Source organism: Pilibacter termitis (genome assembly GCF_900167335.1).
Classification (GTDB): domain Bacteria; phylum Bacillota; class Bacilli; order Lactobacillales; family Streptococcaceae; genus Pilibacter; species Pilibacter termitis.
The window spans coordinates 63,119-74,638 of sequence record NZ_FUXI01000013.1; the positions used below are offsets into that span (position 1 = coordinate 63,119).

10 protein-coding genes are annotated in these 11,520 nt (G+C 38.7%); 5 read left to right on the forward strand and 5 right to left on the reverse strand.

The features are described from left to right. The first annotated feature begins 11 nt into the window (after positions 1 to 11). The 3 genes from B5D30_RS06690 (at position 12) to glnA (ending at position 3,193) form a co-directional block, all read left to right on the forward strand. Positions 12 to 1,265: a methionine gamma-lyase family protein gene (locus B5D30_RS06690; protein ID WP_078807285.1), complete on the forward strand. Its 1,254-nt coding sequence runs from the start codon at positions 12 to 14 to the stop codon at positions 1,263 to 1,265. A 175-nt stretch (positions 1,266 to 1,440) separates the two neighbouring features. After that, positions 1,441 to 1,815 carry a MerR family transcriptional regulator gene (locus tag B5D30_RS06695; RefSeq protein ID WP_078807286.1) on the forward strand — a complete coding sequence of 125 codons (375 nt, stop codon included), beginning with the start codon at positions 1,441 to 1,443 and terminating at the stop codon, positions 1,813 to 1,815. A gap of 37 nt (positions 1,816 to 1,852) precedes the next feature. Beyond that, complete coding sequence (gene glnA, locus B5D30_RS06700; RefSeq protein ID WP_078807287.1) at positions 1,853 to 3,193, forward strand: type I glutamate--ammonia ligase; 1,341 nt, start codon at positions 1,853 to 1,855, stop codon at positions 3,191 to 3,193. An 821-nt stretch (positions 3,194 to 4,014) separates the two neighbouring features. Here glnA and B5D30_RS06710 read toward each other — a convergent pair. Genes B5D30_RS06710 through B5D30_RS06730 form a run of 5 tightly spaced genes read right to left on the reverse strand, consistent with a single transcriptional unit; the run spans position 4,015 to position 9,183 of the window. Further along, complete coding sequence (locus B5D30_RS06710) at positions 4,015 to 5,268, reverse strand: BaiN/RdsA family NAD(P)/FAD-dependent oxidoreductase (protein ID WP_078807288.1); 1,254 nt, start codon at positions 5,266 to 5,268, stop codon at positions 4,015 to 4,017. 11 nt (positions 5,269 to 5,279) lie between these two features. Further along, on the reverse strand, positions 5,280 to 6,602 hold the full coding sequence (locus B5D30_RS06715) for an MATE family efflux transporter (RefSeq protein WP_159443247.1): 1,323 nt from the start codon (positions 6,600 to 6,602) through the stop codon (positions 5,280 to 5,282). Further along, positions 6,592 to 8,301 carry an Rqc2 family fibronectin-binding protein gene (locus B5D30_RS06720; protein ID WP_078807290.1) on the reverse strand — a complete coding sequence of 570 codons (1,710 nt, stop codon included), beginning with the start codon at positions 8,299 to 8,301 and terminating at the stop codon, positions 6,592 to 6,594. Before B5D30_RS06720 ends, B5D30_RS06715 begins: the two co-directional genes overlap by 11 nt. Continuing rightward, positions 8,298 to 8,669, reverse strand: coding sequence for an iron-sulfur cluster biosynthesis family protein (locus B5D30_RS06725; RefSeq protein ID WP_078807291.1), 372 nt, complete (start codon positions 8,667 to 8,669; stop codon positions 8,298 to 8,300). Before B5D30_RS06725 ends, B5D30_RS06720 begins: the two co-directional genes overlap by 4 nt. Before the next feature lie 34 nt (positions 8,670 to 8,703). Beyond that, positions 8,704 to 9,183: a ribonuclease H family protein gene (locus B5D30_RS06730; RefSeq protein WP_078807292.1), complete on the reverse strand. Its 480-nt coding sequence runs from the start codon at positions 9,181 to 9,183 to the stop codon at positions 8,704 to 8,706. A gap of 248 nt (positions 9,184 to 9,431) precedes the next feature. Here B5D30_RS06730 and B5D30_RS06735 point away from each other — a divergent pair, with 248 nt between their 5' ends. Together B5D30_RS06735 and B5D30_RS06740 are read left to right on the forward strand one after the other, a co-directional pair. Next, a complete protein-coding gene (locus B5D30_RS06735; RefSeq protein ID WP_078807293.1) occupies positions 9,432 to 10,334 on the forward strand; it encodes a LysR family transcriptional regulator in 903 nt (300 codons plus the stop codon). Positions 10,335 to 10,450: 116 nt separating this feature from the next. Then, on the forward strand, positions 10,451 to 11,224 hold the full coding sequence (locus tag B5D30_RS06740) for a peptidylprolyl isomerase (protein ID WP_078807294.1): 774 nt from the start codon (positions 10,451 to 10,453) through the stop codon (positions 11,222 to 11,224). The last annotated feature ends 296 nt before the right edge of the window (positions 11,225 to 11,520 follow it).

Sequence of the window (11,520 nt, forward strand, 5' to 3'; positions counted from 1 at the left end):
GGAAGAATAATATGAACTGGATAAACCAATTTGACGAAAAATTAATCACAATCATTAATAATGTAGAAGAAAAAATAACACAAAAACGCAAAGAAATTCAAGAAGTAGCACTTTTCAATCAACAAAAAGTTTTACGTGCGTTTCAACAAGAAAGAGTGGCAGCAACTGATTTGCTTGCCTCGACAGGATATGGTTATGATGATATTGGTCGTGAAAAATTAGACAAAATTTATGCTCGTAGTTTTGGTGCAGAAAGTGCGATTGTTCGCCCGCAAATTGTCTCTGGTACTCATGCTCTTGCGACCGCACTTTTTGGATTATTGAAACCAACGGACGAGTTGCTCTATATTACTGGCACGCCTTATGACACGTTGCTCGAAGTGATAGGTGTGACGGGTGACGGACGTGGTAGCTTAAAAGAAATCGGTGTAGGCTTTGATTTTGTACCACTCAAGGACGGCAAAGTCAATTTTGAGCAAGTCAAGGAACAAATAACACCGAAAACAAAAGTTGTTGCGATTCAACGCTCACGAGGATATGCCGGAAGAGCGAGTTTCACCATAGAAGAAATCAAAGAAATGTGTGATTTTATTCGCTCGTTTAATAAAGAAGTGATTATTTTTGCAGATAATTGCTACGGAGAGTTTTCTGAGACAATCGAACCAACGGAAGTTGGCGTTGACCTTATGGCAGGTTCTCTCATCAAAAATCCGGGCGGTGGCATTGCTAAAACGGGAGGCTATATTGCGGGAAAAACGGAATTAGTGGAGGCTGCAAGCTATCGATTGACAACGGCAGGAGTCGGAAGTGCGGGTGGTGCAATGGGGAGTAATACCTATGATTTTCTCCAAGGTTTTTTCCTTTCTCCGCACACAGTTTCACAAGCGATTCAAGGAGCAATCTTTACTGCGGCTTTACTAGAAGAATTTGGTGTAGAGGCAAATCCAAAATGGCATGAAAAACGAACGGATTTAATTCAGACCATTGAGCTAGGGACAGTGGAGGCGATGACGATTTTTTGTCAAACGGTGCAAAAACTTTCGCCGATTGACTCGAATATTTTGCCAATTCCAAGTGCTATGCCGGGATATGAAGATGAAATTTTAATGGCGGCAGGAAGTTTTGTAGAAGGTAGCACGATGGAATTTTCTTGTGACGGGCCAGTTCGTCCTCCTTATCGTGTCTTTTTACAAGGTGGTTTGACCTATGAACACGTAAAACTTGCTGTTGCTCAAGCAGTATCGGAAATTTATTTTAAAGGATAGGGAAACGAGAGCAGGACGCAATTGTCTTGCTCTTTTTATGTTTAAAAAACGTTATTTTTTAGTTTTAATGTTCGGAAATTCGGGTATTTTTTTGAGTGTGTTAGGTTTTCTTACATAAAAGTGTTGACGGATGAAAAAAAAAGGAGTATTCTAGTAACAAGCAAGGAGGAGTAGCATGAAAGATAAAGAATTTCGTCGTTCTATGGCTGTGTTCCCGATGGGAGCAGTAATGAAGCTGACCGAACTTTCTGCACGTCAAATTCGTTATTACGAAGAACAATCGCTCATTTTCCCCGAACGTTCAGACGGCAATCGTCGATTATTTTCACTAAATGATATTGATGTATTGCTTGAAATCAAAGATTATCTGTCCGAGGGGTTAAATATGGCGGGTGTGAAACGTATGATTGAAATGAAACGTGAAGAATCAGAAAAAACTGCGAAACGTGCACTTTCTGAGGAGGAAATCAGAAGAATTTTCCGAGAAGAACTTCTCAGCCAAGGTGGACTTGCCCAGAGAAACCCTAACGCTTTCCAAGCGAAAATGTAACCCAAAATACAAAAAAAGTCAAAGGAGACTGAAAATTATGTCGAAAAAAAACTACACAGCAGCAGACATCAAAAAATTTGCACAAGAGGAAAATGTTCGATTTTTACGTTTAATGTTTACGGACATTTTAGGAACAATCAAAAATGTAGAAGTACCTATTTCTCAATTGGATAAGGTATTGAAAAATCAAATGATGTTTGACGGTTCATCTATCGAAGGATTTGTGCGTATCAATGAAAGTGATATGTACCTTTACCCAGATTTGAATACATGGATGATTTTCCCTTGGGAAAGTGAACACGGAAAAGTGGCACGTATCATTTGTGATGTTTACAATCCTGACGGCACTCCATTTGCAGGTGACCCTCGTGGAAACTTAAAACGTGCCTTGAAAGATATGGAAAAAGCAGGCTTTACTTCATTTAACTTAGGGCCTGAACCAGAATTTTTCCTTTTCAAACTGGATGAAAATGGCGATCCTACTCTTGAAGTGAACGATAAAGGTGGTTATTTTGACTTAGCACCGACTGATTTAGGTGAAAATTGCCGTCGTGAAATCGTACTTGAACTTGAAAATCTTGGATTTGAAGTAGAAGCAAGTCACCACGAAGTAGCAATTGGTCAGCATGAAATTGACTTTAAGTATTCAAACGTCTTGGAAGCTTGTGACAATATTCAAACATTCAAATTAGTTGTCAAAACTATCGCTCGTAAACATGGACTTCACGCAACATTTATGGCAAAACCAGTCTTTGGTATCAACGGTAGCGGAATGCACTGTAATATGTCACTCTTTAAAGGTGGAGAAAATGTATTTTACGATGAAGCAGGAGAAATGGGCTTGTCAGACACTGCATACAAGTTCTTGGCAGGACTTATCAAACACGCACGTGGCTTTACAGCAGTAACGAACCCAACGGTTAACTCATACAAACGTTTGGTTCCAGGGTATGAAGCACCTGTTTATGTAGCATGGGCAGGACGTAACCGTTCGCCACTTATCCGTGTACCAGAATCACGTGGATTGTCAACTCGTTTGGAATTGCGTTCAGTTGACCCAACTGCCAATCCATATCTTGCACTTGCAGTATTGTTGCAATGTGGTTTGGACGGAATTAACAACAACCTTACAGCACCAGCTCCAGTTGAGAATAACATTTATGTTATGACAGAAGAAGAGCGTAAAGCAGTAGGAATTGTGGACTTACCGTCTACTCTACACAACGCAATCAAAGAACTTCGTCAAGATGACGTAGTAAAAGATGCTCTAGGCGGGCACATTTACACGAATTTCGTAGAAGCGAAAAAATTAGAATGGGCAAGCTATGCACAAACTGTTTCTCAATGGGAATTGGATCAGTATTTGGAAGTATTTTAAGGAATGGAAAACCTCTAGTGGATTGCTAGGGGTTTTTTGGTGGCGAACCAGTCATGTAAACTAACTAGGCGGCGAAAGTCAGTTGTGAGGGTACCTACCGACCAAGCTCTAGCGAAACGCAAGGAGGCACTCGTGAGGGTGTAGCTGAAGGAAGTGTGTATCAAAACCTTGGCTCGACGAACAGAAACCTGATACCACGGCTCAACAAGTGGATGAGATGCCCACACAAATCAAAGTTCAAAAACTTATTGGGTAAATCAGGATACTAAAAGAGGAAAGCTAGTTGTCTTACTTTGGGAGGTTTTACGGACGATTGAGGAGTCCACTATGTAAGGAAAAAGGTTTGTCATGAGAAGTCAAGTCGAGGTTATATATGATTGGTTAATCAATATTGATTTAGAACGTTTCTTTGATACTGTTCATGTTGGGGCAATTATTTTCGTCAAGCGAAAATGAAAGACAAACTCAAAGAAATAGACTAAAAAAACTTTGGTTAAAATTGTTAGTTATTATCTGGAAACAGTGGGAGAACAAAGGGAAAAAAATCGTTCCTTGATTCAGCTAGAAATTCCAGAAGAAGAGGTGAAAGTGCTAACGTATTGTCGAAAAGGATAGAGATATATTGAGGTATCAAAAGTAGTACCAAGAGCGTTATTCAATAAAAGACAAAAGCAAAGAGGAATCCCCTTTGCCCTAGATTATTATCTAAAAGTGCATACTGCAATATAAGTTGAACCGCCGTATGCCATGTGGAACGTACGGTGGTGAGAGGGGCGAAAAGTTGTTTAGCTTTTCCCTCTGCTCGATTAAACTTCAATAGTTTAACCTCTCCCCGCAACCTCTCTCCCTGCCACAGCACCAGTCGAAAACGCACAAGTAATATTGTATCCGCCTGTATAACCATTAATATCCAAAACTTCGCCAGTAAAAAATAATCCTTTTTGTAACTTGCTTTCCATTGTTTTTGGATTGATTTCTTTGAGGCTTACGCCGCCTCCTGTGACAAAACTTTTCTCGATTGGAAAGGTTTTGGTGATGTTAATTGGGAAATGTTTAGACATTTCAAGGAAACGTGTTACTTCTTCATTTGTTATTTTTTCAGCTGTTTTTTGTTCGGGGATTGCACAGTTTTCTAGTAAGAAAGAGAGCAATCGTTCGGGTAAAAATTCAGCTAGAGCGTTTTTTATGCTTTTTTTATTTCCATTGAGTAACCTTTTTATTTCTTCCGCTAATTCCTCATGAGTTTTTTCTGGGAAACAGTCTAAGACAACCTTAGCAGTCTGAGAAATTTCTAATTCTTGATTAACAAATGAAGAACAACGAAGTGCTGCGGGACCACTTAAACCAAAATGCGTGAAAAGTATATCCATTTGATGTGTTACAAGTGTTTTTCCTTTGGCATTTACGACGCTAAGTTTGACATTTCTTAGTGAAAGTCCTTGTAATCTTTTGTCTAAAATAAACGGTTCATCAGAAATCAATGGTGATTCTGTTGCATAAAGTTTGCTCAAAGTGTGTCCACTTTTTTTGGCAAAGCGATAACCGTCACCAGTTGAACCAGTCGAAGGATAACTACGTCCTCCAGTTGCCACAATGACAGAAGGTGACAAAAATTGTCCTTTATTTGTTTTCACACCAATAATTTGTCCGTTTTCTTTTAAAATATTTTCTACGGTCGTATTGGTCAAAATGGTCACGTTTAATTCCAAGAGTTTGTTATATAATGCGTCAACAATCGTTTGAGATTTATCTGTTACGGGAAACATTCGTCCGTGGTCTTCCTCTTTGAGTTTGACGCCACATTGCTCAAAAAAATCTATAATATCATGTGCAGAAAATTGATTGAGACTGCTATAAAGAAATTTTCCATTGCCAATGATATGTTGTATAATTTCTTCGTTTGTGCGGTTGTTCGTTACGTTACATCGTCCGCCACCTGTCATTAAAAGTTTCTTGCCAATGCGTTTGTTTTTCTCAATAAGGCAAACGTTCGCTCCATTTTCAGCAGCTTGAATACTTGCCATTAACCCACTCGCACCAGCTCCGATTACAATACAATCAATTGTCATATTCATCTTCCTTTTTGTTATTTTATCATTCGTTTATTTAGTGTCCAACGTAGAAAAATTGCTCGCCAAAAATTATCCAAAAGCGTTGCAATTGCCACACCTATCAGCTGAAAGCGGAAATACAAGCAAAACAATGCAACGAATGTCACACGAATAAATAACATCCCAATCGTTGTTGCAAACATTGGAGTTTTTGTATCTCCTGTTGCTTGCAAGGCACTTGTATCGACAAGCGAATAAGCCAAAACGGGCAAGCCTAGAGCATAAAATGGCAAACTTTGATTTAAAAACTTCAGAGCTGTTGTGTTTTCCGTAAAAGCACGAGCAAAAAAATCGCCAAATAGGCAAAGGATAAGAGCAGTGAACAACATGAAAAGTAAACAAATGTGATTACTTTCTTTTCGGATTTCTCGAACGTTTTCCATGTTTTTTGCTCCAAATTCTCGTCCGACTAGAGTTGCAGTTGCTGCAGCTACGGCAAAAGCTGGCATAAAGGTGAAACTTGCAAAATTCTCAAAAATTGTTAGCGAGGCAAATAACATCGTGCCAAGATTTAGAAGTAGGCGATTAATCAAAATGTCGCCAAACCTCATCATAAATCGCTCAATTGCACTCGGAATACTCAATTTTATCATTTTAGCAATAGATTCTTTAGTTTTCAACACGTTTTTGTCTATTTTTAATTTTGTTCGTTGCAGTTTGCGAAATAAAATGATACAGCCAATTAAGCGAGAGAGAGTAGTGCCGACTCCAGCCCCGATAATGCCAAGTGGAGGAAGAGAACCTACACCAAAAATAAGCAAATAATCTAAAAGAATATTGATAAGATTGACAAGTAAACTCACGTACATTGGCGTTTTTGCATCTCCATTTGCTCGAAGTACGGCACCGAGAACGGTCAAAATGCTCCAAAAAACGCTAAGTCCTCCAACAAGTAAGAAAAAATGTTGTGCCAAAGGCAAAATTTCATCATTTGCCCCACTTAAAATGAGAATCTGTTTGCCGAAAAACAGCACAAGAAGTCCAAGAAAAGTGCTGACGATAACGGAAAGGAGTATCGCATGGAAAACAGCTACTCTTGCAGAATTGAGTTTTTTAGCTCCGATGTTGCGAGCAATTACGCTCGTTGCAGCAATGGAAAGGGCGATGAAAATCGCTTGAAAAATTGCCAAAAGTCCATTGACTACACCAACGGCACTAATGGCAATCAGGCTAATTTTGGCGATTAAAAGGCTGTCGACAAAGCCGACAGTCATCTGCAGAACATTTTCAATCGTGTTTGGAATGGCTAATCGTAAAATTTCTTTTCGGTGAGTAGTTCGCAATTCATTATTTTTCATTTGCATTTTCTCTTAGTTTTGCTACAAGTTCTTCGTCAGGTGTGGAAAAAATTGTTTTTTGCCCGACATACGTGACAAATCCCGGTCTTGCTCCGCTCGGTTTTTTGATTGCTTTGACAGGCAAAACGTCAACAGGGACAAGGTTGCTCAGGCGATACTTTGAAAAATATGCCGCCAAACTTCCCGCCTCGGTAATAGTAATGTCGCTTGGATTGTCGCTTTGAATGATCACATGACTTCCCGGGATATTTTTTGCGTGCAACCAAATATCTGTTTTCTTGGCAATTTTCATGGTAAGATTGTCGTTTTGCAAATTATTTTTGCCAACAAGAATGCTCACTCCGTCACTAGAAACAAATCTCTCTGGTTGACTTGGTTTTGTGTTTTTCACTCTTTTTTCACTACGTTGTCGAATGAATTTTGTCGCAATCAATTCTTCACGAATAACTGGTAATTCAAGCGGTGTTGCGTTTTCCAACTGCATATTGACACTTTCTAAATAGTCGATTTCACTTTTTGCTTGTTCCATTTGCTCTTGAATAATACGGACACCAGATTTTAATTTCTGGTATTTTTGGAAATATTTTTGAGCATTTTGGTTAGGAGAAAGTGCAGGGTTGAGCAAAATTTCTACCGATTTGTTTTCTTCGTCATAATAATTATTTAAAGAAACACTTGTTGCTCCTCGTGGCACCTGTGAAAGATAAGTCGTGAGTAATTCGCCATATTGTCTATACATTTCCGCATTTTCGCTATCCAAAATAGATTGTTCTAGTTTTGCTAATTTTTTCTTATTTTTTTTCAGCTCAGAAACGACTCGACGAAGCAATTCCCCACCTTGTTGTTTGACACGGTCACGCTCTGCTTTGCCAAGAAAATATGCATCTAAAAGCTCGCTAAAGGTTGTGAAATTTTCACGTTTTCCTCTGAGCGTTTCAAAAGGGAGAGGAGTGAAAAATTCTTTCTTTTCATTTGTTGTAAGCGTAGGAGACGGTGTTTCAAGTTGTTTGAAAAAGCGTTGCCATGTTGCTAATTTTTCTTTTGGTCGCTCATTTAGTAAAAAGGCAAGTTCACTAGCACTATCTGCCCCCAATCCTTGAAAATTTTCTTGTAAATAGTTTCTATCAAGCGTTGGAGCAGTTTGCAATAGTTCAAAAATTTGTGCCTCGCTTGCTGAAAAAGGATTGACTCCCTTTGGTTTCGGAGCATTGACAAGTGTAGAACCCGGCAAAATCGTTCGATAGGAATTTTGCGAAAATCCGATATGTTTAATTGCCTCCATGATTTTTCCACTTTGAGTATTGAGGAGAATAATGTTTGAGTGTCTGCCCATCATTTCTAAAATCAGTACGATATTTTGTAAATCCCCAAGTTCATCACGTTTCAAAAAATGTAGAGTTACTACACGATCGTTTTCCGCTTGCTGAATATCTTCCAAAATCGCACCTTCTAAAAATTTTCTCGTAAGTTGCAAAAAATTTGGTGGTGTATCTGGGTTGTTGTACTCTGCTTTTGTGATTTGCAGACGTGCAAAATTTGCATGAGCAGAAAGAAGGAGTTTGTGATTTTTCCCTTGTGAACGAATGACTAAAACAAGCTCTTGTTCATACGGCTGATGAATTTTGTTAATGCGTCCACCGATGAGTAAATTCCTTAGTTCACAAACGACCAAATGCGTCATAATCCCGTCAAAACTCATAATTCAATCCCTCTAAAATCAACAATTTCAGCATTGCTATCAACAATTTCATTGTCTGTTTTTAGTACGTTTGTTGCATAGCTTTTATTGTATTCAATGCGAGCATTTTCGCCGTTAATATACATTTTAGAATAACCTTTCATCCAAAACTCTCCGGCATTCGTTTCGAGCATTTCATCATATTCTGGGGTGGGAAATGTTTGTTCGATTAGCACAAAGCGAAAATGCACATTCATCGAGCAAGAACCGAATTTTGACAGCGTGCCAACACCGTCATCAAGGTCAAATAACACCTTTGTAGGAACGTTTTTTTGACTAATTGCAAGTAAGATTTTCTCTTTTGATTTGTCGTCAAATGTTAGTTGCATGAGGATTCCTCCGTTCGTTTTTTAGAGTTCATTGCTACATTTTATCCATTGTTTGATTGAGCAGTTCGTCAACATAGTTATTTCCAGCATTTCCAGCGTGTCCTTTCGTCCATTCAAACCGAATGTTCGGAAAATGTGGCAAAGCATTGTCAATTTGTATCCATAAATCTTTATTTTTCACTTCTTTTTTTGAAGCATTCTTCCAGCCGTTTTTTTTCCAGCCAGTAAGCCATTTGGTAATAGAATTTAAAACGTATTGTGAATCGGAGACAATCGTGATATTTTCATTATTCATCTCTAGTTTATACAATGCACGCAAAGATTTTAAAACGGCGGTAATTTCCATTTGGTTATTGGTTGCCCCGTATTCTCCACCTGTTCCGTAGTGCGTTTTTCCATTTTCGATTGCGATGAGAAAAGCCCAAGCTGCTTTATCCGTAGCTTTTACGCTGCCACCTTTCACATTTCCAGTATTTCTTGACCCACCGTCTGTATATACGACTATATTTTTCATTTTGAACCTCGATATATAGTTGCTTTTGTCACGTGCAACGTTATTTTTTCCTCAGACTTTTTCCTGAGGTACCCTTAACTATTATACATGAAATTCGTAATTTGTGGATTTCCCAAATCGAGAATTTCGGCTAAATCCGAATTTTTAGAAGAACTGTAACAATTATTTTGAAAAAAAATCTAAATTATCAATAAAAAATAGAGTTTAAATGATATAATAATAGACAAAAAAGAAAAGGGGAGTGGAAAATGAATATTCAACAAATGAAATATGTTGTCGCAATTGCGAATAATGGTAGCTTTCGTGAGGCTGCAAAAAAACTTTTTGTCGCACAGCCCTCGCTTTCTCATGCGGTCAAAGAGTTAGAAGAGGAGTTATCCACCAAACTTTTTGAGCGAACAAACAAAGGAGCAACCTTGACAGAAGAGGGATTGGAGTTCATGCACTATGCACAGAAAATCCTGACCCAATTTGAACGCATGGAACACCGTTATTCCAATGTTGAGAAGAAAAACGTACATTTTTCGATTTCAGCACAGCACTATGATTTTTTAGCCGTGGTGATTAGTCAGCTTTTAAAAGAGGAAACAGATTATCGTTCGTTTCGTATTTTTGAGTCAACAACTCAAAAAATTATTGAGGATGTGGCGGAATTTCGTAGCGAGCTAGGGATTATTTTCTTAAACGACCAAAATTCTGTTGCGATAGGGCGAGTGTTGCAAGAGGAGAATTTGACGTATGAAACACTCGTCAGCTTTTCAACGCATATTTTCCTAGGCACGCACCACCCGTTAGCCAATCATGAGGAAATTGAGGAGTGGGAGCTTAGAGAATATCCACAAGTGCGTTTTACACAAGAGGCAAATAATTACAGTTATTTCCAAGAAGATTTGATTGATATGTCTGAAGAAGATCGAGTGATTCACACGACAGATCGAGCGACGCTTACAGGCATTTTGCAACGCACCAATGCCTATGGTACAGGAAGTGGGTTGGTTGAAACGCCTGAAATTAAACTCATTCCGCTGAAAAATTCGCCAATCAATCGTATTAGTGTGATTCATCCGAAAAACAAGCCATTAAGCGATATTGCCAGAAAATTTGTTTCTGTTTTGCGTGACTACTTCAAAGAGTATGAAACTAGCCTTTAATTATGGTATAATATTTTTGTTCATCAATAAATAAGGGAACTTGACTTTCCTAATTTCTAAGTGATTAGAAGTGTATTGAAACGAGAAAAAGCAGAACAAGGAGAATGAATTTATTTATGAAATCAAAAAAACTTATGCTTGCAGGTGTGTCACTGATGACGGTTGCACTTTTGACTGCTTGCTCAACAAACAAAACAGACAATTCTTCAACAAGTAGCTCAACGAGTGAAACAAAAGAATTAAGTGAAAAAGAATTGAACAAATTGGATTTGCCACAGTTGACAGAAACGGTTGCTAAAGATGAAAGTTTAGTCGAAATGAAAACAACTGAGGGGGATATTCAAATCAAACTTTTCCCTAAATATGCACCTCTTGCAGTTGAAAACTTTATTACACACGCAAAAGAAGGATATTATAATAATGTCGTATTCCACCGTGTAATGAAAGATTTCATGATTCAAGGTGGAGACCCGAAAGGTGACGGTACTGGCGGTGAGTCTATTTGGAAAGGGAAAGATGAGAAGAAAGACAGCGGAAATGGTTTTAAAAACGAAATCAGCCCAAATCTTTACAATCTTCGTGGTGCTTTGAGCATGGCAAATGCTGGACCAGACACGAACGGCTCTCAGTTCTTTATTAATACGAATACGACTGATCAAAGTGCCAACTTGGCAGTTCAATTTACACCAGAGAAAATTATCGAAGCGTATAAAAAAGGTGGGAATAGTCAACTTGACGGAAGCTATACTGTTTTCGGTCAAGTCGTTAAAGGAATGGATGTAGTAGACAAAATTGCAAGCCAACCAGTCGAAGAAAACGGACAAGAAAAATCAAAACCTGTAACACCAGTGAAAATTACAGGAATTGATATTTTGCAAGAGGCAAAATAGAAAAGCGAAGAAGTGCGTTTTGAAGTCTGCAACAGTGAGCTGTGTCGTTTATTCACTCGCAACGTTAGTTGCGAGCGACACAGCGAACAGTTGCCAGACTTCAGCACTTCGCAGCTAGACAAAGAAAGGCGTAGAGGGGCGTTTTGAAGTCTGTGGCAGTGAGCCGTGCCGTTTACTTGCTGCTACACTTCGTTTCGCATGCAGTCTTTCTAAGAATCAAAGATTCTTGAAAGACTAGCATCAAAACGCAAGTTTCAAGCGGCACAGCGAACAGCCACCAGACTTCAGCCCCTCGC

Coding starts and splice junctions, on each gene's coding strand:
- B5D30_RS06695 (WP_078807286.1), top strand. CDS start 1,441: ATGAAAGATAAAGAATTTCGTCGTTCTATGGCTGTGTTCCCGATGGGA.
- B5D30_RS06710 (WP_078807288.1), bottom strand. CDS start 5,268: ATGAATATGACAATTGATTGTATTGTAATCGGAGCTGGTGCGAGTGGG.
- B5D30_RS06715 (WP_159443247.1), bottom strand. CDS start 6,602: ATGAAAAATAATGAATTGCGAACTACTCACCGAAAAGAAATTTTACGA.
- B5D30_RS06730 (WP_078807292.1), bottom strand. CDS start 9,183: ATGAAAAATATAGTCGTATATACAGACGGTGGGTCAAGAAATACTGGA.
- B5D30_RS06690 (WP_078807285.1), top strand. CDS start 12: ATGAACTGGATAAACCAATTTGACGAAAAATTAATCACAATCATTAAT.
- B5D30_RS06725 (WP_078807291.1), bottom strand. CDS start 8,669: ATGCAACTAACATTTGACGACAAATCAAAAGAGAAAATCTTACTTGCA.
- B5D30_RS06740 (WP_078807294.1), top strand. CDS start 10,451: ATGAAATCAAAAAAACTTATGCTTGCAGGTGTGTCACTGATGACGGTT.
- B5D30_RS06735 (WP_078807293.1), top strand. CDS start 9,432: ATGAATATTCAACAAATGAAATATGTTGTCGCAATTGCGAATAATGGT.
- B5D30_RS06720 (WP_078807290.1), bottom strand. CDS start 8,301: ATGAGTTTTGACGGGATTATGACGCATTTGGTCGTTTGTGAACTAAGG.
- glnA (WP_078807287.1), top strand. CDS start 1,853: ATGTCGAAAAAAAACTACACAGCAGCAGACATCAAAAAATTTGCACAA.